Origin of the sequence: Kribbella sp. NBC_00482 (assembly GCF_036013725.1) — a bacterium.
GTDB lineage: Bacteria > Actinomycetota > Actinomycetes > Propionibacteriales > Kribbellaceae > Kribbella.
Map to the genome: position 1 here is coordinate 5,459,624 of NZ_CP107881.1, position 23,351 is coordinate 5,482,974.

Below are 23,351 nucleotides of genomic sequence, written 5' to 3' on the forward strand. Positions count from 1 at the left end.
CATCCATCCGTTGCATCGCGTGACGAAGGCCTGTCGTTACACGGATTCCGGAGATTCGTAAAAATTGCGCAAAGATGCGCGGGAGAGGCCTTACCCAACGCGCAAACGTGTGCGTATCAGGCCATTTCGTGTCAGGCCAGTGCAGCCCACGCCTGGTGTGCGGCGCCGAGCAGGCCCGCGTTGTCCAGTTGAGCGGGCACCACGGTGAGGTCCGTGACGAACGGCAACTGCGCCAGCCGCTTCACCCACGCCTGCACCGGGTCGAAGAGCACCGGCCCCGCCTTCGCGACCCCGCCGCCGATCACGACCGCGGTCAGGTCGACGGTCACGGCCGTCGCGACGATCCCGGCGGCCAGCGCCTGCGCCCCGTCGTCGAACGCGGCCAGCGCGAGCTCGTCCCCGTTCGCGGCGTCGGCGGCCAGTACTTCGGCATCCACGTCCTCGCCGGTCCGCCAGCCGCTCCGCTGCGCGCGGGCGACCATCCGCGGGCCGCTCGCGTACGCCTCGACACAGCCGAACGACCCGCACACGCAGGCCTCGCCGTCCTGGTCGATCACCATGTGGCCGATGTGGGCCGCGTTGCCGGACTGGCCGATCAGCGGCCTGCCGTCGACGACGAGGCCGCCGCCGACGCCGGTCGAGACGACGATCCCGAGCAGGGTGTGCGCGTCGCGGCCCGCGCCGCTCCAGAACTCACCGAGCGCGAAGCAGTGCCCGTCGAGTCCGAGCGCCACGGGGAGGTCGCCGGTTATCGCCCGGACCCGGTCGACGATCGGGAAGTTGCGCCAGCCGGCGATGTTCACCGGGGAGACCAGACCGTGCTGCTGGTCGACCGGTCCAGCGGTGCCGATGCCGACGGCCAGGGGAGTCTCGTCGCCGCGAACGCGGTCGATCAGCTCACTGAGCGCGGCGAACACCTGGTCGCCGTCGCCGGACGGGGTACGGACTCTGTCGCCGGACAGAATCGTGCCGTCCGCAGACACCAGAGCGGCGGCCATCTTCGTGCCGCCGATGTCGATTCCCAGCACGGTTCCCCGCGCCTTCGCTGTGTCGTCGCTCATCGTCCCCCCGGTTAGGGCGGTCAGGGTCGAGAGACAACGTTATCTGTAGTCGGCCCGAACAGACAGAGGTGATTCGTGGTAATCACGGAAAACCCGCAGGAAGAGGGCAGGAAACTGTCATGACCACCCTTGACAACGATGCCCCTCCAGCCGCTCTCAGCCCCATCGTTCCCCACCACCTTGAGCACCCACCAACCATTTCGCGGCGGTCGAAATGGTTGGTGGGTGCTCAAGGTGGTGGGGTGGGTGGCGGAGTGGACCGGGTGGGGGAGAGGGTGGGGGGATGAGTGATCAACTGGATCGTGACGCGGCCGGCTCGCTGGTCGTCGGCTTCACCGGGACGACGGCTCCCGACGACCTCCGGCGGGCGGTGGCGGGTGGTCTCGGGGCGGTCATCCTGTTCACCCGCAACGTGGCCGACGCCGAGCAGGTGGCGGCGCTGACGGCCGCCCTGCGGGCCGAGCGGCCGGACCTGATCGTGGCGATCGACCACGAGGGCGGGGAGTTCAGCCACCTCGCGCCGGCGAATCCGTGGCCGCTGGCCTCGCCGCGCCTGCTGGGCGACCTGGACGACGTCGACCTGACCCGCGCCGCGGCCCGGGATGCGGCCGCGACCCTGGCCGCGCTCGGCATCGACCTGATGCTCGCCCCGTCGGTCGACGTGAACAGCAACCCCGCGAACCCGATCATCTCCACGCGCTCGTTCGGCCGCACCGCGGACGTCGTCTCGCGGCACGGCGTCGCGTTCGTCGAGGGCGTCCACGACGCCGGGATCGCCGCCTGCCCGAAGCACTTCCCGGGCCACGGCGACGTCTCGGTCGACTCCCACACCGATCTCCCGCGCGTCGACCGGTCGATCGAGGAGGTCGCGGCCGTCGAGCTCGCACCGTTCCGCGCGACCATCGCCGCCGGCGCCGACGTCGTGATGAGCGCGCACATCATCTTCTCGGCGTACGACGACCAGCCGGCCACGCTCTCGCACCGGGTGCTGACCGGACTGCTGCGCGAGGAGCTCGGCTTCACCGGCGTCATCACCACCGACGCGCTCGAGATGCAGGCGATCACCAAGAACCGTTCGATCGAGGACGCCGCGGTCGCGTCGATCGGTGCCGGCGCGGACCTCGCGATGATCGCGGTCGGTACGGCGGACCCGCAGGCCCTGACCGCCCGCGTGGCCGACGCCGTTCGCACCGGCACGCTCCCCGCCGAGCGGGTCGCCGACGCCGCCGCCCGGGTCCGCACTCTTGCCGCGTCACTCGGGCAGCGCAGCCGGCAGCCGGGCCTCGGCGGCGCCCCGATCCGCGAGGTCGCCGCGCGCGTGGTGGCCGGGCAGACGTTCCCGGCGTTCGGCGCGACGCCGTACGTCGTCGACCTGACGCAGGGGCTGCACCCGGCCTGGAATCCCTACTTCTCCGGTCTGCCCGAGATCTTCACGCGGGTCGCTCCCGGCGCCGAGGGCGTCGTACTCCGCGGCGAGCACCACCTCACTGACACCGGCGAGCCCCAGGACGACGCGATCGCGAAGGCAGCCAAGGCCGCGCAGGGTCGCCCGCTGGTGATCGCTGTCCAGGATGCCGGCCGTACGCCGTGGATGCGCGAGGCCCTCAACCACCTCGTCCAGGGCCACCCCGACAACGTCTTCGTGCTCTGCACCGGCATCCCCGAGGACCAGTCCCTCGTCCCCGCCGGCACCCCGTCCGCCACCACGTCCGGCCGCAACGTCATCGTGCTCGAGACCATCGCCAAGGAGCTGACCCGCCAGGTCTAAGCCTGTGTTCGGCGGACCCGCAGGCCATCACAATTGGCGCCGGGCGGTGGGCTCCAGCGGGGCGACGCCGGTCGGCGGGCGATTGTGATGGCCTGGGCGTCCGCGCCTCACGCCGGGCGGCAGCCCAGCTCGAGGTCGAGGGCGTGTTGTTCGACGTGGTTGAGGGCGTGGCGGACGGCCCCGACCGAGACGATTGCGTCGCCGAGCGACGAGACGGCGACGCGTGGGGGAGTGCTGGTGTAGCGGGCCAGGTGGGCTTCGAGGTCGGGGAGCAGGGCGGCGGCGGCCTCGGCGACGGCGCCGCCCAGGACCACCAGTTCGGGGTTGAACAGGGTGCCGAGCGTCGCGACCACCCGCGCGGTCCGGCCGGCGATGTCCTCGAGGATGCCTTGGGCAACCTTGTCGCCGTCGGCGGCCGCACGGAACACCTGCTCGGCGGTCACTTCGCCGTCGGTCGCGAGGTCCCGCAACGACGTGTGCACGGCCGCGTCCGCGACCGCCGCCGTACCGTTCTCGCGGGCGATCCGGGCGATCCCGTGGGTGTCGCCGACGCCCTCGATCAGCTTCAGGAACACCATCTCGCCGGCGCCGCCGCGGCTGCCGTGCAGCAACCGGCCGGAGTCCATCAGCCCCGACCCGAACCGTTCACCGGCGAGCAGTACGACGAGGTCGTCGACGTTGCGCGCCTCGCCCCGCCAGTGCTCCCCGAGCGTCGCGAGATTGGCGTCGTTCTCCAGCAGGACCGGCCACCCGTGCAGCTCGGTCAACCGCTCCGCGAGCCCGGTGTCGAACCGCCGCCAGAACTCGTCGTCGACCAGGATGTTCCCGTCCCGGTCGACGGGTGCCGCGACTCCGGCGCCGGCCGCGAGGATCTGAGCGTCCGTCACGCCCGCGGAGTCGACCGCCTCGACGACCGTCTGGTGCACGATCTCGGTCCGCTCGCTCGGCGTCTTCACGCCTGCGGCCGACCGCCCGGCCTTCGCCACCGTCTCGCCGCGCAAGTCCGAGACCAGGACCGTCGTCTTGGCCGCGCCGATGTCGATGCCGAGCACGTACCCCGCGTGGCTGTTGAACTCGAACCGCCGCGACGGCCGCCCGACCGACGTCCGGCCGGGGTCGAGTTCGACCACCCAGCCCATCGAGATCAGGTCGTTGCAGACTGCGTGCACGGTGGCGCGGGTGAGACCTGTGGCCTCGATCAGGCCGGTTCCTGTCATCACCCGCGCGCGGGTGAGCACGCCGAGTACTTTGCCCGCGTTCACCCGGCGCAACATCGTCGGCGTGGCCGTGGGCGGCGTTGTCGGTGGTTTCGCCATGAAAGCCCCTTGACCTCGTCGTCGTACCGACCGCAGAATACATGCAGATTCTAAATTTAGAGCCTATATATAAACGCTGGGTTACCAGCAGATTCCGAGTGAGGCGATCGTGACGAGTCCGCAGACGACCCGAACGACCCAAACGGCACAGGCCGACTGGTGGCGGCAGGCCGTCGTCTACCAGATCTACCCCCGCAGCTTCGCTGACGCGAACGGCGACGGTGTCGGTGACCTGCCCGGCATCATCAGTCGTGTCCCGTACCTGGTGGCGCTGGGCATCGACGCGGTCTGGCTGAGCCCCTTCTACCCGTCCGCGCTGGCCGACGGCGGGTACGACGTCGACGACTACCGCAACGTCGACCCGCGGCTCGGGACCCTCGAGGACTTCGACGGCCTGGTCGCGGCGCTGCACGCGGAGAACATCAAGCTGATCGTCGACATCGTGCCGAACCACACGTCGAACCAGCACGAGTGGTTCGTCGAGGCGCTCGAGGCCGCGAAGGGCCACCCGGCCCGCGACCGGTACATCTTCCGCGACGGCCCGGACGGTGCCCCCGACCAGCCGCCATCGGACTGGGACTCGGTGTTTGGCGGCTCCGCCTGGGCGCAGACCGACGACGGCCAGTGGTACCTGCACATGTTCGCCGCCGAGCAGCCGGACCTGAACTGGCAGCACCCGGAGGTACGCGCGGACTTCCTGGACACCCTGAAGTTCTGGTCGGACCGAGGCGTCGACGGCTTCCGCGTCGATGTCGCGCACGCGCTCGTGAAGGACCTGTCCGAGCCGTTCCCGTCGAAGGCCACGCTGCCGCGGCAGTCCGAGTCCAACGGTCAGCACCCGCTCTGGGACCAGGACGGCGTCCACGAGATCTACAAGGACTGGCGCAAGCTGCTGAACACCTACGACCCGCCGCGGTCGGCGGTCGCCGAGGCGTTCGTGCCGGCCGCCCGCCGGGCCCGGTACGCGAGTGCCGACGGGCTCGGGCAGGCGTTCAACTTCGACCTGCTGCAGGCCGACTTCGAGTACGAGAAGTTCCGCAAGGTGATCGAGGAGAACCTCGCGCTCGCCGAGGAGGGCGGCTCGTCGTCGACGTGGGTGTTCTCGAACCACGACGTCGTCCGGCACGCCACCCGATACGGCCTGCCGCGGAACCCGAAGGGCGGCTGGCAGGACGGCAAGGACTGGCTGCTGAGCAACGGCACCGAGCCGACCGTCGACGTCGCGCTCGGTCTGCGCCGCGCACGTGCCGCGACCCTGTTGATGCTGGCGTTGCCGGGTTCGGCGTACCTCTACCAGGGTGAGGAGCTCGGTCTGCAAGAGGTCGGCGAGCTGCCGGCCGCGAACCTGCAGGACCCGGCGTACTTCCGCTCGAAGGGTGCCGAGAAGGGCCGTGACGGCTGCCGCGTGCCGCTGCCGTGGACCGTCGGCGGTCTGTCCTTCGGCTTCGGCACGGGTGGCTCGCACTTGCTGCAGCCGAAGTGGTTCGGCGCGTACTCGGTCGAGGCGCAGCAGGACGATGTGGAGTCGACGCTGAGCCTGTACCGCAAGGCTCTCGCCGTACGGCGTGGGCTGCGCACCGGCAGCTCGCTCACCTGGATCGACGGCACCGACGACGTCCTGCACTTCGTCCGCTCGGGCGGCTGGCAGAGCGTCACGAACTTCGGCGCCGCCCCGGTCGAACTACCCGACGCCGCGGTCGTGCTGTCCAGCGGCCCGCTCGAAGGTGAGAAGCTGCCCAGCGCCACGACGGCCTGGCTGATCTAGCCCAACTCTTTGGCACCAACCCCAAGACCCGCTCCGGCCGGCCGTCTGCAGACGGCCCTCCCCCTGTGGCCGGGGCGTTGATGGACGTGGCGGGGGCACCGGGCGGTTGCCCCCGTCACGATCCGTCCCAACTGCGGGAATGTCAGGATAAGCGCGTGACGACGCTTGCGGACGTGATCGCGGTTCTCGATCGGCTCTACAACCCCGCCTGGGCGGAATCCTGGGACGCGGTCGGCCTGGTGACCGGCGACCCGGAGCAGGAGGTACGGCGGATCCTGTTCGCCGTCGACCCGATGCGGGGCGTGATCGACGAGGCGATCGACGGCGGGTTCGATCTGCTCGTCACGCATCACCCGTTGCTGCTGCGCGGAGTGAACAGTGTGGCCGCGACGACGCCGAAGGGCCGCGTGATCCACGACCTGATCCGCGCGGGGGTCGCACTGCATGTCTGCCACACCAACGCCGACAATGCGAACCCCGGTGTCAGCGACGCTCTCGCCGCCGCGATCGGGCTGCGCGACACTCGGCCGCTGAAGGCGATGCCCGCCGAGCCGATGGACAAGGTCGTCGTGTTCGTCCCGGTCGCGGAGACGCAGGCGATGCTCGACGCGCTGGCGAAGGCCGGTGCGGGACAGATCGGCGACTACGAGCGGGCCGCGTGGAGCGGCACCGGCGAGGGGACCTTCCGGCCGCTCGCCGGCGCGAACCCGGCGATCGGGACCGTCGGCGACATCGAGGTCGTGCCGGAGAACCGGATCGAGATGCTCCTGCCGCGCCGCAAGCGCCGCGCGGTCGTCGAGGCACTCGTCGCGGCGCATTCGTACGAGGAACCGGCGTACGACATCTATGAGGTGGCCGCGTTGCCGAGTGAGCGTGGCGGCGGGCGGGTCGGCGTACTCGCGGAGCCGCTGAGGCTGGCCGATTTCGGACAGCTCGTCGCGGAGAGCCTGCCGCGGACCGAGCACGGAGTCCGCGTGTCCGGGGACCTGGATCGGACGATCGAGACCGTCGCGGTGGTCGGGGGAGCAGGGGACTCGGAGTTCGACCGGGTCCGCGCGGCAGGCGTGGACGCCTATCTGACCGCCGACCTTCGGCACCATCCCGCCACCGAGGCTCGCGCGTACGGCGATCCGGCTCTGGTCGACGTCGCGCACTGGGCGAGCGAGTGGCCGTGGCTGGCCACCGCCGACCGCCTCCTGCGCGAAGGACTGGCGGCTCAAGGCAGTACCGTGGACACTCACATCTCAACGCTCTGCACGGACGCATGGACCCTGCGAATCTGAGCGCGCCGCCACGAATTTGAAGGAGCCGACTCTGAACGCCGAGCCCGCCGTCCAACGCCGGTTGCTGGACCTGCAGGATCTCGACCTGCAGCTGGATCAGGTCGCGCACAAGCGCGCGTCGTTGCCCGAGCACCAGGCGCTCAAGGAGCTGACCGCCGAGAAGTCCGTGGTCGACCGCGAACTGGTCACCGCCGACACCGAGGTCAGCGACCTGCAGCGTGAGCAGAAGAAGGCCGACAGCGATGTCGAGCAGGTCCGGCAGCGCAAGGCGCGCAACCAGCAGCGGATCGACTCCGGTCAGGTCACCTCGCCGCGCGACCTGGAGAACCTGCAGCACGAGATCGGTTCGCTCGACCGGCGGATCTCCGACCTGGAGGACGCCGAGCTCGAGGTGATGGAGAAGCTCGAGGCCGCGGAGGCGGTGCAGATCGACCTGCGCACCCGGGCCGAGGCGTTCGCCGGCCGGCAGGCCGAGCTGGAGACCAGCCGCGACGCCGTGCTCAAGGAGCTCGACGAGCAGCGCGCCGAGTACGGCGACAAGCGCTCCACGGTCGCGGCCGAGCTGCCTGAGCAGCTGCTCGCGCAGTACCAGCGGCTGCGGGAGCACAACGGCGGGATCGGCGCCGCGCCGCTGGTCGGCAAGCGCTGCATGGGGTGCCGGATGGAGCTCGCACCCTCCGACCTGAACACGATCAAGTCCGCCGCGCCGGACGCCGTACTGCGCTGTGACGAGTGCGGACGGATCCTCGTGCGGACGTCGGAGAGCGCCGCATGAGCTATGACCACGTGATCGTCGAGGCTGACGGTGGATCGCGCGGGAACCCGGGGCCGGCGGCGTACGGCGCTTTGGTGCGCGACCCGGTGACCCGGAAGGTGATCGCGCAGCAGGGCCGGACGCTCGGGATCGCCACCAACAACGTCGCGGAGTACTCCGGGCTGGTCGCGGGGCTCGAGCTTGCCGCGGAGTACGCGCCGAACGCCTCGATCGAGGTACGGATGGACTCCAAGCTGGTCATCGAGCAGATGGCCGGCCGCTGGAAGATCAAGCACCCGGACCTGCAGCCGCTGGCGATCAAGGCGCAAGGGCTGGCGCCGTTCGGAACCGAGTGGACCTGGGTGCCGCGGGCGCAGAACTCCGCCGCCGACGCGCTCGCGAACAACGCGCTCGACGGCATCGACATCCCGCTGGTCCCGGCGCCTGCCGGATCGTCGCCGGCGGTGGCGAAGGACCCGTCGGACCTCGCGAAGGCGTTGCAGGGCTGGGGTCCGCAGGCCGAGCCGCCGACGCAGCTGATCTTCCTGCGGCACGGCGAGACGCCGCACACCGCGGAGAAGCGCTTCTCCGGATCCGGTGGTGACAATCCCGGTCTGAGCGACACCGGCCGCGCGCAGGCGCTGGCGGCCGCCGAGTACCTGGCGCGGATCGGCGGCGTCGACGCGCTCGTCGTCTCGCCGATGCGCCGTACCCAGGAGACCGCTGCGGCGGTCGCGGCCAAGCTCGGGCTGGACCCGGTCGTGGACGAGAACTGGCGAGAGGTCGCGTTCGGCGACTGGGACGGGCACACGTTCGCGGAGATCCAGCAGAAGTGGCCTGACGCGATGAGCGCCTGGCTGGAGTCGACCGCGGTCGCGCCGCCCGGCGGTGAATCGTTCGACACCTGCGCCCGGCGGGCCCGCTCGGCGCGTGATGGTCTGCTGGCGAAGTATCCGGGCAAGACGGTCGTCGTGGTCACCCACGTGACGCCGATCAAGCTGATGGTCCGGTCGGTGCTCCAGGCCCCGATGTCCGCGCTGTTCCGGATGGAGTTGCGCCCGGCAACGCTCACCGAGATCCACTGGTACGCCGACGGACTCGCGTCCTTGCGCTCCTTCAATGTGCAGCCCTCGCTAGTCTGACCCCTATGCCGTTGCAGAGGGTTCGTTTCGCCGAGGCCGTTCCGGAGGTCTTCCGGGCATCGTTGCAGGAGATCCGCCGGGAGCAGGAGGTGCCCGCGGAGTTCCCGCCTGAGGTGACAGCCGCGGCTGTGAAGGCTTCCCAGAACGCGCGGCTACCGGAGCTCGATCGGACCGATCTCGAGTTCGTGACGATCGATCCGCCGGACTCGATGGACCTCGACCAGGCGCTGTTCATCGAGCGGAGCGGTGACGGGTTCACCGTGTACTACGCGATCGCCGACGTGGCCGCGTTCGTGCAGGCCGGCGATCCGATCGACGCCGAGGCCCGGCGCCGCGGCGAGACGCTCTACGCCCCGGACAAGCGGACCCCGCTGCACCCGCCGGAGCTGTCCGAAGGTGCGGCCTCGCTGCTGCCCGACGTGGTGCGTCCCGCGCTGCTGTGGACGATGACCGTGGATGCGACCGGCGAGGGTACGGGCGTCACGTGCGAGCGGGCTCTGGTGAAGTCGCGCGCGAAGCTCAACTACGCCGGCGTACAGAAGGATCTGGACGCGGGTACGGCGTCGGAGTCGTTGCAGCTGTTGCGCGAGGTCGGGAAGCTCCGCGAGCAGCGCGAACTGGAACGCGGCGGCGTCAACCTCCCGATCCCGGACCAGGAGATCGTCACCTCCAACCACGGCTGGGGCCTGGAGTTCCGCGCGCCGCTGCCGGTCGAGGGCTGGAACGCGCAGATCTCGCTGCTCACAGGCATGGCGGCCGCGCAGTTGATGACGAAGGGCAGGATCGGCATCCTGCGCACGCTGCCCGAGTCGCACGACGACCTGCGGCGCAAGCTCGGCAACACCGCCAAGGCGCTCGGGATCGTCTGGTCGGACGAGGCGACGTACGCCGAGTTCATCCACGGGCTCGACCCGAAGGTGCCGGCGCACGCGGCGATGCTCGCGGCGTGCACGGTGCTGTTCCGCGGTGCCGGGTACACGGCGTTCGACGGCCAGGTGCCGGAGCAGTCGGGGCACGCGGCCATGAAGGCGGAGTACGCGCATGTCACCGCGCCGCTGCGGCGGTTGGTGGACCGGTGGGCGGGGGAGATCTGCGTCGCGCTGTCGGCGGGCGTCGAGGTGCCGGCCTGGGTGCGCGAGTCGATGGACGAGATCCCGAAGACCATGGACGACGCGGACCGGCGGGCGCACGCGTACGAGCGGTCGATCGTCAGCATGGTCGAGGCGGGCCTGGTCGCGGATCAGGTCGGCGCCGAGTTCGACGGCGTGATCACCGACGTGGACGACAAGGAGAACACGCGCGGCATCGTCGCGCTGACCAAGTTCGCGATCGAGGGCCGGGTCACCGGTGCGGCACTGCCGCTCGGTCAGCAGGTCAGGGTGAAGCTCGTCGAGGCCGACATCGCCAAGCGCACCGTCGCGTTCGAACTAGTCCCCTAGATAGTCCTCGAGGGCGGCGGTCGTTCGGTCCAGGTCGCCGGTCGCGAGCAGATCGAGCAGGGCGCCGCGAAGCATCGCCAGTACGGCGGTACGTCGTGCCTCCGTCTGCTCGGGCGCGCTCGTCCTGAGCAGCTCGAGCCAGTCGTCGACGGTCGAGCGCGCGAAGTCCGACCACGGGCCGTCCGGCGCGACGAGCGAGCGCCCGTACGCCTCGACCCAGAACGTCATCAGCGGCCGGCGTTCCGGAGCAGCCAGCCAGGTCCACAGTTCCCGCGCGATCGCCGTCAGGCCGGGCGGCTCGTCGTACAGCTGCTCGGTCTGACGGAGCAGTTCGAGCTGGTCGGCGCGGCCGCGGGCGAGCAGGGCGCGGATCAGGCCGTCCTTGCTGCCGAACAGGAACAACAGCACGCGCGGGCTGGAGCCGATCGCGGTCGCCAGCGGTCGCAGCGACAGGTCGGCGAGCCCGTGGGTGAGTGAGTAGGCGTACGCGCGCTCGAGCAGTTCTTGCTCGCGGGCGGACGGGCCATCTTTGGACGGCACTTCCTTGGTGGACGGCACGGGGGATAGTATTGCTTACTGAAACAGTCGTGTCAGTAGATCGGGTAGGTAGATGACGAAACTGATCAGGAAGCTGGGACAGCCTGGAGACCTCGGCTGGGTCGTGCAGTCGCATGCGGAGGTGTATGCGGCGGAGTACGGCTGGGGTCCGTCGTACGAGACGTTGATCGCGGAGATCGTGTCGGCGTACGCGTCCGACCACGACGACGAGCGCGAGGCCGCGTGGATCGCCGAGGTGGACGGGGAACGGGCCGGCAGCATCTTCTGCGTGCGCGGGCCGGACGAGACGACCGCGCAGTTGCGGTTGCTGCTGGTGACACCGGCGGCGCGGGGCCTCCGGCTCGGCGGCGAGTTGGTCGACACGTGTTTGGCGTTCGCCCGCTCAGCTGGTTACAAGCGAATGGTGCTGTGGACGAACGATCCGCTCGTCGCGGCGCGGCACGTCTATCTGGCGCGCGGGTTCCGCCTCACCGGCTCCGAAGTGCATGAGATGTGGGGCGACAACCTCGTGGGTCAGACGTACGAGCTGGATCTTCAGGATTTACAGGCCGGTGCGCCGGGCGCGGCGGTCTTGTAGATCGCGTGCGAGAGGAACGTGTTGACGTACCCGTTCGTGACGGTCAGCGCGTGCCGCGGGGCGGTGCTCCCGAGCGGGAGGTACCTGCGGAGCGGGTACGCCAGGTAGTAGGCGCCGTAGTCGGTGAAGTTGAAGTGCCGGGTGCCGGGGACCGTGGCGCACCACGACGTACCGGTGCTTGCCTTGAGCAACGAGAGGGCGCGGTCCCGGTCGTGGTCGTTCTTCGCGTCCGGGCCGCAGACGCTGGTGATACAGGAGTCGTCGGCGCCGAGCAGCATGATCGGCGCCTTCACTCCCTTCGTCACGACCTCACCGAACTGGACCCCGTCGAGGTCGACCGCGGCCGCGCACCGTGCATCCAGCCGGCAGGCCTCGAGTGACGCCGCGCCGCCGAACGAGTGGCCGACGTACGACGGGCCGACCGCGGACTCGACCGAGTTCGGGAGTTCCTTGGCGACCATGCCGGCCGCGAACCGCGCATCGGCGGCCCAGACGCCGACGAGGTGATCGCCGACCTGCTTCGCGCCTTCGGTACTCTCGCCGAGATTCGGCGGGTTCGCTTCCGGCTTGCTCTCGATGGTCTGCCCGCCGATAACGGTGAGGTTCGCGCTGTACGTCGGGGTGACGCCGGCGACCAGGTATCCGTGACTGGCGAGATCCTCCGCGAGAGAGGCGTACATCGGAGCCGACAGGCCCATACCGGGCATCAGCACGACGACCGGGAACCGGCCGGGGGCAACGGCGACGCGGTCGAGGGCGCGATCCTGCAGCGTGTCGAACGGTCCTTGGAGCAAGGAGGTCGGGGCCTTGAAGTGCAGCCCGCTCCAGTCACCCGGTGCGTACTGCACGCGGCGGCCGGTCGTGTCCTTGGCCACCGGATACCAGAGCCAGACGGCGAGCCGACGCGGTCCGTTCGAGTACGGGTCGCGGCGCGGCGTGTCGGTCCACTCGTACGTCCGCCGCCCCACCTGAAAACTCCCGGTCGTCTCCGGCAACGCCACCGGCTCCGACCGCTGCACCAACACCCACCCCACATACCCAGCCCCACCAACAAGCACAACCAAAAGCACGAACACGACCCCAGTCCGCACCCGTCGCCTCATGCCCCCACTTTCTCACCCCGTACGGCCAACACCCCGCCGCACCACCACCGAGTCGTGAGAATCGGCACCGAATCTCCACCACGATCCACGACTCGAGAAACCGGCCGGCAACCAACCGCCACGACTCGGCGGCGGGTCAGTTTGGGAGTCCGTAGCGGCCGCCGACGGCGAACACCCGTGCGCTCCCGGTGCGAGAAGTCGTGTGCGCGACCGAGGGCAGGACGTAGCCGCCTCCCAGGACCACCGTGTCGCCGAGTGCCGCGATTGTGCGGCCGTCGGCATCGAGTAGTGCGAACGAGTCGCCACGCGTGACCACCGAGCATCCTGGCGGCCAGGCCACCTCGACGAGCCCGTCGCCTTTGAGAACGACGATGCAGTTCGTGGTTTCGTCCAGCGAGAGTGTTCCTTCGAGTCGCGCCGCCATGTTGCGCGCGGGGCGTTCCTGGACGGTCAGGTACGGCGTGTGGATCGAGTCGTCGGCTGCCACGGGTTCGATCGTACGGCGGTTGCCGGCGGGAGGATGTCGAAGTGGTCGAGGTGGTTCCGACGTTTCGGGTGTTCTGCTGTTCGACGAAGGAGATGGGGATGGGTTTGCCGGAGGTTGTGGGGCGGGATGCGTGGTTGAGGGCTCGGCGGGCGTTGCTGGCTGCTGAGAAGGCGTTCACCAAGGAGCGGGATGCGCTGAATGCGCGGCGCCGTGAACTGCCGATGGTGCTGGTTGAGAAGGGGTACTCGTTCGCCGGTGCCGAAGGTCCGGTGGGGCTGCTGGAGTTGTTCGAGGGGCGGGACCAGTTGGTTGTGTACCACTTCATGTTCCAGCCGGAGTGGGACGCCGGGTGCCCGAACTGCACCGGGTTCGTCGACGAGATCGGGTCCGTGCGGTTTCTCAACGCGGCGAACACCACGCTCGCGCTGGTCTCGCGAGCGCCGTACGAGAAGCTCGCCGCGTACCGGGAGACGCGTGGGTGGGAGCACCCGTGGTACTCGTCGTACGGGAGCGACTTCAACTACGACTACCACGTGACGCTGGACGAGTCCGTCGTGCCGTTCGAGTACAACTACCGCACCAAGCCCGAGTGGGACGCGCTCCCGAACAACGAGCACACCCAAGGGCAACAGCCCTTCGACCTCCACGGCCTGAGCTGCTTCCTCCGCGTCGACGAGCAGATCTTCCACACCTACTCGACGTACGGGCGAGGTCCAGATGCGATGACCTTCACTGTCACCGCTCTGGACCTCACCGCGTTGGGTCGCCAGGAGCCCTGGGAGAAGCCCGCAGGCCGCAGCCTGGAGTCACCTGACGACCACTGCCACTAGCTCAGGGATTGGATGATCACATCTCCTTGGCCGATGAGGACGTTCGCGTCGGTCCGGGCCTCCACGCTGCCGAGGAGCACCCGCCCGGCGCCGGGTGCCGCGGTGCCGGTCACCGCAGCCGAGACCGTCCACTGTGCGCCCGTCGCTCTCAGCGCGTTGGCGTCCGCCACCGCGATCGAGCCGTAGACGGGATTGACGAGTACGTCGCGATAGTTGTACGTCGTCGTACCCGAAGGCACCGCGAACCCGTCGACGAGCGCGACCCACACGCCGACCGCGGGGTTGTTCACGGTGACCGCCTCCTCGGCGGTACTGCCCGCACTCTGCGCCGCCAGGACGCAGCTTCCGGACGTGCAGTTGAACAGGAACAGGTCGAGGTCCGCGTTGATGTCACTCGCGCCCCCGGTCGACGCCCGGAGCTGCGTCGTTCCTGGTGTGACGCTGATCGGGAACTGCTGCTGCTCGGCGTCCGCGATCGTGGGCGTCGCCAGCTTCGCGCTGCCCAGTGCGGTCCCCACAGCCCTGCCCGTGAACGGCCCCTGCTGGTTCGTCAGGGTGTACGAGCGGGACTGCGGCGTCCCGAGTACGGCCGAGGGAATGATGTCCGGGTTCGGCGACACCGATACGCCGAGCAGCGATGCCGTCAGCGTGAAGGGAGTGTTGAGGAGGTCCGACGTACGCCGGGCCTCGACGGTGATCTCCCAGACCCCGGGCAGTGGGTTGATGACGGTCCGGCTGAGCGGATCGCCCCCACAGGTCCCGCCGGCGACGGGCGGGCTGTAGCAGTACAGGCTGCTGGTCTCCGCGGACTCGCTCGGCAAGCCGTACGGGCTGAACCGAAGGAATCGTGCCTGACCGGTACCGGCAGTGCCGTTCGGGCCGGACAGGTCCACCTTCAACGCGGCGACACCCGCGGGAACCCGGAAGAAGTAGCTCGTCGTCTGGTTCCGGCCGATGGTGCCGCTGACCGTCCGTGACGGCGTGGCCTGCGCCAGGGTGTACGGCACCACGACCGTGTTCAGGGTCTGGAACTCGATCCCCGGTGTGCTGGTGTCGTCGAACTGCAGCAGCGCCGAATGCGCGCCGACGGACTTGGCCTTGACCAGGACCGGCAGCGAGACGTCCGTGTTCAGCGGCAGCATCACGTTGCCGGTGGTGACGAAGGTGCCGTCGCCGCTGAGCCAGGACAGCTTGTACTTCACGGTGCCCGCCGGGCCGGAGGTACGACGCAGCGTGTACGTGCGGGTGTACTCCGAACCCAGGACGACGCCCTCGCGGTCGTTGATGCCGATGCCGACACCAGGCGTGGCGAGGAAGCCGGACAGCGCGGTGCTGACCGGAACCTTGGCGTTGATGAGGTCGGTCCGCGGATTCTTCTTCAGCAGGTTCCACGCCTTGCCGACGTTCGCGAGACCGTTGCCCTGCTGGTACGCGCTGTAGTTCGTCAGGAACCGTGCCGTTGAGAACAGCGACTTGCGCAGCTGCGCGGGTGTGACCGCCTGCCCGTTGGCCTTCGCGGCGCTCAGCAGCAACGCGCCCGCACCGGCCAGCTGTGGTGAGGCCATCGACGTGCCGTTGAACATGCCGTAGCCCGGCGGCAGGGTGTACGTGCCGGCGACCGGCTGACCCGCTTGCCAGGTCGGCACGGACGAGACCGCGGCGCCCGGTGCGACGATCTCCGGTTTGAGCGCGCCGTCCTCGGCCGGACCACGCGACGAGAACGGGTGCAGGTTCTCGGCCGGGCCGGTCGTCGATCCGTAGTTCGACCGCCAGGTGGCGCTGGTGATGTACGAGCCGGCGCTGACGACCTGGGACGCCACCGACGGGTCGCCGACGGTGTTCATCCCCGGGCCGCTGTTGCCGGCGGACAGGAACAGCTGTACGCCGTTCTCGTTGATCAGCCGGTTGTAGACCACCGCGCGGGCGTTGTTGCCGTCGTTCAGGGCCGGCAGGCCGCCGATCGACATGTTGATCACGTCGACGTGCGCGACGGTCACCGCGTAGATCATGCCCTCGAGCAGCGCGTGGTTCGTGCAGCCGGCGATGAACAGGCACACGCGGACCGACACCAGCTTCGCGCCGGGCGCCGCGCCGCTCATCTTCCCGTTGAAGAGCTTGTTACCGGCCACGATGCCGGCGACGTGCGAACCGTGCGCGCCGGACACGATGCCGATGTTCACGGCCTGGTTCGCCGGGTCGGTCTGGACGACGAACGGCATCGACTCGCTGATCGGAGTGGCCGGGTTGTCCGTGCCGAAGCGGTTGACGTCGTACCTGACCTTGTAGTCGGTCATCGGAAGGTCGTCGGTGAAGTTGCCGTTCTGGTTGGTGTCCACCCAGACGGTGTTGGTGGCGGTGTCCCAGAGGACTCCGAACAGCCCTGACGATCCCGCCGGGTTGCCGTCGCGGTTGACGTCGTTGCCGACCTCGCCGCCGAGGCGCGCATCGCGTTCGTTGAACGTGCCCTGACGGAACTGCGCGGGCATGCCGGGCGCCTGCGTGGTCATGTGGATCCACGTCGGGTCGTTGTCGGCGTTGGTGTTGCCGACGAACGCCGGGTCGGTGTAGGTGACCCAGTCGGTGATCTTCCGCTCGCCGGTCGAGGTCGTGTTCAGCGACGGGTGCCCGAGGTCGACGCCGGTGTCGAGGATGCCGACCGTGACGCCGCGGCCGTCCCACGCCGGATTGGCGTTGACGAACTGCGCGGCACCGGTGTCACCCGTCGGCATGTACGGGTTGACCCGCGGAGTCGATGCGTTCGGCGCGGCCTGCGGACTCGGGTCCGTGCTGCCCTGTGGTCGCGGATCCTCGAGCGGGATCACGTCGTCGACGTCCGCGGCGGTCACGCCTGCGAGGCCTGCGACGTCCTGAGCCTTGTCGATGTTGATCTTCACGCGCAGGTACCCGACCGAGTCGGTGCGCTTCTCGATGCTGCCGCCGAGCTTGACGAGCCGCTGCGCCACAGTGCTGCTCTGTCCCTTGTCGGCGGCGACGAGCAGTGTGACCGACTTCTGGCCCTTCGCCCGTGCTTTCTGTAGCAGCGCCTTGTTGGCGTAGCTGAGCTCCTTCTTGTGCTGTGGTGGCGGGTCGGCCGCGGCCGGCACCACCCCGACCATCGCGACCGCAACCGCCCCCGCGATCCCGATGACACCCAGCTTCCTGATCCAAGACAGCATTGTCCGATCCCCCATCCCCTGAACCCCACACAAGCGTTTCCCGTGACCTGCTCGTGACCCCTGGGAGCACAGTCGCACCAAACTTCGGCGGTCGCCAGACCTCGACCCCACTCAACTCGCGGGGGAGGAATCGCCGGATGGGGGAACGGGCCGGTCTGTAAGCCGGATTCTGTGATGGCGATCATCCATCTACGGTGACCGTTGCCGGGCACCTCTAGCAGCCTACCCGCGAGCTCGGGCGGGCCGCCCTCGGACGCTCGCGCGGGTGGTGGTTGCCCATCACCCTTCTTGGCCTTGCTCCACGTGGGGTTTACCTAGCCTCCACAGTCACCTGCGGAGCTGGTGGTCTCTTACACCACCGTTTCACCCTCACCCGCACTCCTATGAACCACGGGGTTCATCGGAGCCGCTGGCGGTCTGTTCTCTGTGGCACTGTCCCGCGGGTTACCCCGGGTGGGCGTTACCCACCACGCTGCCCTGTGGAGTCCGGACTTTCCTCGGCGCCCTCTGCAAAGGACGACGCGATCGCCCGACCGACCCGTTCCGTCCACTCAGGATACGGCCTCGGCGGTCACCTCGGGCCACAGGCCGTCCGGACCCCGGTGGTACGGGCGTACGTCGACCACCGCGTCCAGGTTCAGCGGGCCGTAGATGTGCGGGAAACTCATCCCGGTCCCGTCCAGGTCCTCGTCGCACAGCGCGGACACCAGGCGGGCGGTGTCGATCACCAAAAGGCACAGTGGCTCGGTCACGTCGTCGTACGCGAAGTTCGCGACCATCGCGACCTGGTCGGGGCGGGATGCGTGGATGAACGTCGCGCCGTCGTCGAGGCTCTTGCCGCGGGTCGACCACCGGTAGCTCCCGGCCCCGCGCGCAGCCTCCCACTGGTCCACGAACGCGATGTGCAGAATCGTCGCCATAAACCCAACGCTAGTGGTTGAGGCCGTGGATTAAGGTGCTCGACATGGCGAACGAGGAGCAGTCGGAGAGCGAATCCAGCACCGAGACCAAGCCCGCGAAGCCGGTCGACGACCTGGTGACCACGCAGCACACGCTGACGGTCGACGGGCAGGAGCTGCGGTACACGGCGACCACCGGACGGATCGTGCTCCGCGAGGAGGTGTTCACCGACGGCAAGTTCGACGGGCTGAAGCCGAAGGCCGAGGTGTTCCTCACCGCCTACACACTGGACGACGCGGACGCCGAGGATCGTCCGGTGACGTTCGCGTTCAACGGCGGCCCGGGATCGTCGAGCATCTGGTTGCACCTCGGTCTGCTCGGCCCGCGGCGCGTGGTCTCCGGCGACGTGGATGAGCTCGCGCCCCCGCCGTACTCGATCGTCGACAACGCGGAGACGTTGCTGAAGTACAGCGACGTAGTGTTCATCGACCCGGTGTCGACCGGGTTCTCGCGGGCCGCGGAGGGGGAGAAGCCGGGGGACTACCACGGGTTCACGCGCGACCTGGAGTCGGTCGGTGAGGTGATCCGGCTGTGGACGTCGCGGAACGGGCGCTGGATGTCGCCGAAGTTCCTGGCCGGCGAGTCCTACGGTACGACGCGTGCGGCCGGGCTGGCCGCGCATCTGCAGCAGCGGTACGGGATGTACCTGAACGGCGTCATGCTGATCTCGGCGGCGCTGGAGTTCGGGCCGCTCGACTTCACGCCGGGCAACGACCTGCCGTACACGTTGTTCCTTCCGTCGTACGCCGCGATCGCGCACTATCACGGTCTCGTGCCGGATCGGTCGCTGGAAGAGGTACTCGCGGACGCGGAACGGTTCGCGGCCGGGCGGTACCCGAATGCGCTTGCCCAGGGCAATCGAATCTCGGCGGACTACCGCGCCGAGGTGGTCACCCGGCTGGCCTCGCTGACCGGGCTGAGCGAGGACTACATCGATCGCGTGAACCTGCGGATCGAGCACATGCGGTTCTTCGGTGAACTGTTGCGCTCCCGCCGCCAGACGGTCGGACGTCTCGACGGCCGCTTCACCGGATGGAACGCGGACTACGGTTCGGAGACCCCCGATCGTGACCCGTCGATGAACGCGATCACCGGGCCGTACTCCGCGGCGCTCAACCACTACGTCCGCGTCGAGCTCGGCTACGAGAACGACCTGCCGTACGAGGTGATCAACATGGACGCCGCGAAGAACTGGTCGTTCAAGGAGTTCGAGGGCCAGCAGATCTCGGTCGCGGACCAGCTCGCCGAGGCGATGCGCGCCAACCCGCACCTTCGCGTCCATGTCGCCTCCGGCCACTACGACGGTGCGACACCGTACTTCGCCACCGAGCACACCCTCGCCCGTCTCCGGATCCCCGCCGAGCTCACCACCAACATCGAAACGAAGTACTACCCAGCCGGCCACATGATGTACGTCCACGACCAGTCCCGCATCCAACAGTCCACCGACCTAGGCACCTTCATCACCACCGCCTCCAACCGATGACTGCGTGACGGTCACGGCAGCGTGAGTACTTCGGCGCCGGTGTTGGTGACTACCAGGGTGTGTTCGAACTGGGCCGTACGTGACTTGTCTTTGGTGGTTGCGGTCCAGCCGTCGTCCCACAGGTCGTACTCGTAGGTGCCGAGCGTCAGCATCGGCTCGATCGTGAACGTCATCCCGGGCTCGATCACGTCGTCGAAGCGCTCGTCGTCGTAGTGCGGGATGATCAGGCCGGAGTGGAACGACGTCGCGATGCCGTGGCCGGTGAAGTCGCGCACCACGCCGTACCCGAACCGCTTCGCGTACGACTCGATCACGCGGCCGATGATGCTCACCTGACGACCGGGCTTGACGGCCTTGATGCCGCGGTTCAGCGCCTCGAGCGTGCGCTCGACGAGCAGCCGGCTCTCCTCGTCGACGTCGCCGACCAGGAACGTCGCGTTGGTGTCGCCGTGGACGCCGTCCAGGTACGCCGTGATGTCGACGTTGACGATGTCGCCATTCTCGAGAGGACGGTCGTCGGGGATGCCGTGGCAGATCACCTCGTTCACCGACGTGCACAGCGACTTCGGGTAACCGCGGTAGCCGAGCGTCGACGGGTACGCGCCACGCTCTACCAAGTACTCGTGGCCGACCCTGTCGAGCTCGTCCGTGGTCACGCCCGGCTTCGCCGCCGCACCGACCGCGTGCAACGCCTGCGCGGCGAGTTTGCTCGCGACGCGCATCTTGTCGATCAGTTCGGGTGACGTCACATAGGAACCGTCGTACGGCGTCGGCGCCGGCTTGTCGACGTACTCCGGACGCGGAATGGAAGCGGGTACGTCGCGGCGCGGCGCAATGACGCCAGGAGTAAGAATCGACATGGTGAGATCATTCTAGAGAGCTGCGACAAGACTCCCAGGAGGTGGTCATCCAGATGAGTGACGATCACAGCAACGAGTGGTACTACAACACCAAGACCGGCAAGGTCGAGCAGTACCAGGGTGCGAAGTCCGGCGACCGGCTCGGGCCGTACAGCTCGCCCGAGGAGGCCGCCCGCGCCCTGGAGAAGGCCCAGGAACGCAACGAGGACTGGGACAACGACCCGAAGTGGAACGACGACTGAGGTCGAGCTCCGACGACGTGCCGAGGGGCACCACCCGACCGGGTGGTGCCCCTCGACAGTTACCGACTTCTGCTGACGTGAAGGTCAGCGAGCTACCCGCTTGGCCGCGGTCTTCCGGGCCGGCGCCTTGCGCGCCGGTGCCTTCTTCGCAGCCGTCTTCTTCACCGCGGACTTCTTCGCGGCGGTGCGGGCCGGCGCCTTCTTCGCGGCGACGCGCTTCGCGGGCGCCTTCTTGGCGGCGACCTTGCGGGCCGGAGCCTTCTTGGCGGCGGTCTTCTTGGCCGGAGCCTTCTTCGCCGCGACCTTCTTCGCCGGCGCCTTCTTGGCGACGGTCTTCTTCGCGACCGTCTTCTTGGCCGTCGTCTTGCGCGCTGCCGTCGTCTTCTTCGCAGCGGTCGCGCGCTTCGCCGGCGCCTTCTTCGCGACGGTCTTCTTGGCCGTGACCTTCTTCGCCGGAGCCTTCTTCGCCGCGACCTTCTTCGCGGGGGCCTTCTTGGCGACGGTCTTCTTGGCCGGCGCCTTCTTCGCCACCGTCTTCTTGGCGGCGGTCTTCTTGGCCGCACTCACCTTCTTCGTCGCTGTCTTCTTTGCTGCGCTGACCTTGCGCGCGGTTGTCGTCTTCGCGGCGCTGGTCTTCTTCGCGACAGTCTTCTTGGCGGGAGAAGCCTTTTTGGCTGTCGCCTTCCCTGCGGCTGCCTTCTTGGCTGGCACTCTGCCTCCTTGGTGCGGCTGAGGAAAACCACGGTGGATTCCTCGTCGTCATGATGATGACAACACTTGTGCGCTACGTAAAGCACCGGAAACGTCCGCAGGTTAAGGAGAACTGGCGGCGTACTGGCAGGCAAATGCCGGAAATCCTTGTGCAGAAGGGATTCCGCCGCGCCCTGAGCATGCCGGATAGGCCGAATAATTTCTTGGCGACACGCGCACAATCTGGCCATCGAACGTCCCGATCGACGAGTGTTGTCCTCGGCAACGTCCTGCGAACGTGAGGTGCAACGAGCAGATGAACAGTGCGTACGACGACCTGCGCAACGTCGTCGAACTACCCGACGAGGTACGTCGTGTGGTGAGCATCGTGCCGTCGTTGACGGAGTCGATCGCGGTCACGCATCCGGCCGAAATCGTTGGTGCGACCGACTGGTGCACACACCCCGCGGACCTCGACGTCGTACGTCTTCGCGGTACCAAGAATCCCGACGTCGATCGCATCCGCGAACTCGCACCGGACGTCGTCGTCGCGAACGCCGAGGAGAATCGCGCGGCCGATCTCGACGCGTTGCGAACGAGTGGAATCGCGGTCTGGGTGACGGCGCCGACGACGGTGCCCGAATCACTCGACTCGCTCGGTCGCATGCTGTCCGCGATCATCGGCGGCGAACCGCAGTGGTTGCACGATGCGCGGGCGGTGTGGAGTACGCCGTACGACGGAATGCGCCGGCGGGCCGTGATACCGATCTGGCGGCGGCCGTGGATGGCGCTCGGCCGGGACACGTTCGCGGGCGATCTGTTGTCGAGGATCGGCATCGACAACGTCCTCGCAGAATCCGGTGAACGTTATCCGCGGATCGACCCGGACGTGTTACCAGACTACGACATCGTCGTACTGCCGGACGAGCCTTATCCGTTTTCTCCCGACGACGGTCCAGAGGCGTTCACGAAACCCGCGCGCTGTGTGTCGGGCCGGCATCTGACGTGGTACGGACCGTCACTCGTGGAGGCGCGCGATCTGCTGAGCGGACAGCTTTCGTGACCTCGGCCACGATCCACGCGCGAGATCTAGACGAGTTAGGTATGCCTCACCTACGCTCTCCGCGTGCCGTCGATGACCGCGAAGAAGAAGTGCTGCAAGGACAAGCCGAGGTGCAAGAAGTGCCCGGTCGTCCTGCTGCGCCTGTCCAAGGCAGGCTGCGCCGAGCGGCTCGATCGCGTGCACTACAAGGTGGACAAGAAGGTCCCGAAGAAGGTCCTCAAAGAAGCCCGCAAGCGCTGACTCAGGAGGCGCGGCGCAGCGTGATCACGTCCGCTGCTCGCCGGAGCATTCCGGGGATCGTGGCGTGCGCTGCCTGACCGGTCGCCTCGAGGTCGTCGCCGTACCACCAGCCGTGTGCGCTGATGGTCTGCAGTTCCAGCTCCTCCTGGTTCGCGAACGTCACGTCGACGCGGTCCACCGAGACCGCGAAGAACGTCTGGTGCTGGACGATCCGGCAGCCGCCCCACTCGAACTCGATCGTGTTCGTCGCCACCGGTGTGCCGAGCGCGTCGATCGGCAGCACGATGCCGACCTCCTCGCGCAGTTCGCGGCCGGCCGCTTCCGCGACCGTCTCACCGGATTCGACGCCGCCGCCGATCGTGAACCAGTACGGCGTCTGCGGCTTCAGCGGATCCCAGCCGTGCAGCAGCAGCACCTTGCCGTCCGGACGCACCGGCAGCACGCGGGCCGTCGTACGGTGCCGGACCGTTCCTGGTGGTGGCAACTGGGATTCGCTCACACCACAAAACGCTAAGGGAAACTGCCCGCTCGACGTCGGGTGTTGCGGCGCG

22 protein-coding genes and 1 other RNA gene are annotated in these 23,351 nt (G+C 68.5%); 12 read left to right on the forward strand and 11 right to left on the reverse strand.

Features of this window, described 5'->3' with window-relative positions; translation table 11 throughout:
• Nucleotides 1-131 precede the first annotated feature (131 nt).
• Complete coding sequence (locus tag OHB24_RS26630; RefSeq protein WP_327633571.1) at nt 132-1,061, reverse strand: ROK family protein; 930 nt, start codon at nt 1,059-1,061, stop codon at nt 132-134.
• A gap of 283 nt (nt 1,062-1,344) precedes the next feature.
• Between OHB24_RS26630 and nagZ the strand changes: the two genes are divergently transcribed.
• A complete protein-coding gene (nagZ, locus tag OHB24_RS26635) occupies nt 1,345-2,829 on the forward strand; it encodes a beta-N-acetylhexosaminidase (RefSeq protein ID WP_327633572.1) in 1,485 nt (494 codons plus the stop codon).
• A 107-nt stretch (nt 2,830-2,936) separates the two neighbouring features.
• Here nagZ and OHB24_RS26640 read toward each other — a convergent pair whose 3' ends face one another.
• Complete coding sequence (locus OHB24_RS26640; protein WP_327633573.1) at nt 2,937-4,145, reverse strand: ROK family protein; 1,209 nt, start codon at nt 4,143-4,145, stop codon at nt 2,937-2,939.
• A gap of 109 nt (nt 4,146-4,254) precedes the next feature.
• Between OHB24_RS26640 and OHB24_RS26645 the strand changes: the two genes are divergently transcribed.
• The 5 genes from OHB24_RS26645 (at nt 4,255) to OHB24_RS26665 (ending at nt 10,528) form a co-directional block, all read left to right on the forward strand.
• Complete coding sequence (locus OHB24_RS26645; protein WP_442913924.1) at nt 4,255-5,910, forward strand: glycoside hydrolase family 13 protein; 1,656 nt, start codon at nt 4,255-4,257, stop codon at nt 5,908-5,910.
• Nucleotides 5,911-6,065: 155 nt separating this feature from the next.
• Nucleotides 6,066-7,193 carry a Nif3-like dinuclear metal center hexameric protein gene (locus OHB24_RS26650; RefSeq protein ID WP_327633574.1) on the forward strand — a complete coding sequence of 376 codons (1,128 nt, stop codon included), beginning with the start codon at nt 6,066-6,068 and terminating at the stop codon, nt 7,191-7,193.
• Nucleotides 7,194-7,209: 16 nt separating this feature from the next.
• Nucleotides 7,210-7,968 carry a zinc ribbon domain-containing protein gene (locus OHB24_RS26655; RefSeq protein ID WP_327633575.1) on the forward strand — a complete coding sequence of 253 codons (759 nt, stop codon included), beginning with the start codon at nt 7,210-7,212 and terminating at the stop codon, nt 7,966-7,968.
• Nucleotides 7,965-9,089 carry a bifunctional RNase H/acid phosphatase gene (locus OHB24_RS26660; protein ID WP_327633576.1) on the forward strand — a complete coding sequence of 375 codons (1,125 nt, stop codon included), beginning with the start codon at nt 7,965-7,967 and terminating at the stop codon, nt 9,087-9,089. Before OHB24_RS26655 ends, OHB24_RS26660 begins: the two co-directional genes overlap by 4 nt.
• 5 nt (nt 9,090-9,094) lie before the next feature.
• Nucleotides 9,095-10,528, forward strand: coding sequence for an RNB domain-containing ribonuclease (locus OHB24_RS26665; RefSeq protein ID WP_327633577.1), 1,434 nt, complete (start codon nt 9,095-9,097; stop codon nt 10,526-10,528).
• On the opposite strand, the gene OHB24_RS26670 is transcribed toward OHB24_RS26665, so the two are convergent.
• Complete coding sequence (locus OHB24_RS26670) at nt 10,517-11,086, reverse strand: TetR/AcrR family transcriptional regulator (RefSeq protein ID WP_327633578.1); 570 nt, start codon at nt 11,084-11,086, stop codon at nt 10,517-10,519. The genes OHB24_RS26665 and OHB24_RS26670 overlap by 12 nt on opposite strands.
• A 52-nt stretch (nt 11,087-11,138) precedes the next feature.
• Here OHB24_RS26670 and OHB24_RS26675 point away from each other — a divergent pair, with 52 nt between their 5' ends.
• Nucleotides 11,139-11,663, forward strand: a complete 525-nt coding sequence (locus OHB24_RS26675) for a GNAT family N-acetyltransferase (RefSeq protein ID WP_327633579.1) — start codon at nt 11,139-11,141, stop codon at nt 11,661-11,663.
• On the opposite strand, the gene OHB24_RS26680 is transcribed toward OHB24_RS26675, so the two are convergent.
• Nucleotides 11,621-12,682 carry an alpha/beta hydrolase gene (locus tag OHB24_RS26680; protein ID WP_327633580.1) on the reverse strand — a complete coding sequence of 354 codons (1,062 nt, stop codon included), beginning with the start codon at nt 12,680-12,682 and terminating at the stop codon, nt 11,621-11,623. The two genes, OHB24_RS26675 and OHB24_RS26680, sit on opposite strands and share 43 nt — an antisense overlap.
• Before the next feature lie 220 nt (nt 12,683-12,902).
• A complete protein-coding gene (locus OHB24_RS26685) occupies nt 12,903-13,253 on the reverse strand; it encodes a hypothetical protein (RefSeq protein WP_327633581.1) in 351 nt (116 codons plus the stop codon).
• A gap of 98 nt (nt 13,254-13,351) precedes the next feature.
• Between OHB24_RS26685 and OHB24_RS26690 the strand changes: the two genes are divergently transcribed.
• A complete protein-coding gene (locus OHB24_RS26690) occupies nt 13,352-14,083 on the forward strand; it encodes a DUF899 domain-containing protein (protein WP_327633582.1) in 732 nt (243 codons plus the stop codon).
• Here OHB24_RS26690 and OHB24_RS26695 read toward each other — a convergent pair.
• From OHB24_RS26695 to OHB24_RS26705, 3 genes are all read right to left on the reverse strand, one after another.
• Complete coding sequence (locus OHB24_RS26695) at nt 14,080-17,259, reverse strand: S8 family serine peptidase (RefSeq protein ID WP_327633583.1); 3,180 nt, start codon at nt 17,257-17,259, stop codon at nt 14,080-14,082. The genes OHB24_RS26690 and OHB24_RS26695 overlap by 4 nt on opposite strands.
• 142 nt (nt 17,260-17,401) lie before the next feature.
• An RNA gene (rnpB, locus tag OHB24_RS26700) (RNase P RNA component class A) lies at nt 17,402-17,800 on the reverse strand.
• Nucleotides 17,801-17,810: 10 nt separating this feature from the next.
• The gene (locus OHB24_RS26705; RefSeq protein ID WP_327633584.1) at nt 17,811-18,179 is read right to left on the reverse strand and encodes a DUF952 domain-containing protein; all 369 of its coding nucleotides are present in this window, start codon (nt 18,177-18,179) and stop codon (nt 17,811-17,813) included.
• A 44-nt stretch (nt 18,180-18,223) separates the two neighbouring features.
• Here OHB24_RS26705 and OHB24_RS26710 point away from each other — a divergent pair, with 44 nt between their 5' ends.
• Entirely contained in the window at nt 18,224-19,705 is a 1,482-nt protein-coding gene (locus tag OHB24_RS26710) for a S10 family peptidase (protein WP_327633585.1), read from the forward strand.
• Nucleotides 19,706-19,716: 11 nt separating this feature from the next.
• Here OHB24_RS26710 and map read toward each other — a convergent pair whose 3' ends face one another.
• Complete coding sequence (gene map / locus OHB24_RS26715) at nt 19,717-20,565, reverse strand: type I methionyl aminopeptidase (protein WP_327633586.1); 849 nt, start codon at nt 20,563-20,565, stop codon at nt 19,717-19,719.
• Nucleotides 20,566-20,618: 53 nt separating this feature from the next.
• Here map and OHB24_RS26720 point away from each other — a divergent pair, with 53 nt between their 5' ends.
• Nucleotides 20,619-20,807, forward strand: coding sequence for a hypothetical protein (locus OHB24_RS26720; RefSeq protein ID WP_327633587.1), 189 nt, complete (start codon nt 20,619-20,621; stop codon nt 20,805-20,807).
• Between the two features lie 84 nt (nt 20,808-20,891).
• On the opposite strand, the gene OHB24_RS26725 is transcribed toward OHB24_RS26720, so the two are convergent.
• Nucleotides 20,892-21,518, reverse strand: a complete 627-nt coding sequence (locus tag OHB24_RS26725; protein ID WP_327633588.1) for a histone H1-like repetitive region-containing protein — start codon at nt 21,516-21,518, stop codon at nt 20,892-20,894.
• 295 nt (nt 21,519-21,813) lie between these two features.
• On the opposite strand from OHB24_RS26725, the gene OHB24_RS26730 reads away from it, so the two are divergent.
• Together OHB24_RS26730 and OHB24_RS26735 are read left to right on the forward strand one after the other, a co-directional pair.
• A complete protein-coding gene (locus OHB24_RS26730) occupies nt 21,814-22,560 on the forward strand; it encodes a helical backbone metal receptor (RefSeq protein WP_327633589.1) in 747 nt (248 codons plus the stop codon).
• Between the two features lie 63 nt (nt 22,561-22,623).
• Complete coding sequence (locus OHB24_RS26735) at nt 22,624-22,800, forward strand: hypothetical protein (RefSeq protein ID WP_327641172.1); 177 nt, start codon at nt 22,624-22,626, stop codon at nt 22,798-22,800.
• A gap of 1 nt (nt 22,801) precedes the next feature.
• Here the strand turns inward: OHB24_RS26735 and OHB24_RS26740 are convergent, their stop codons facing one another.
• Nucleotides 22,802-23,299 (reverse strand): NUDIX hydrolase, encoded by a 498-nt coding sequence (locus tag OHB24_RS26740; RefSeq protein ID WP_327633590.1) that lies wholly within the window; start codon nt 23,297-23,299, stop codon nt 22,802-22,804.
• Between the last annotated feature and the right edge of the window lie 52 nt (nt 23,300-23,351).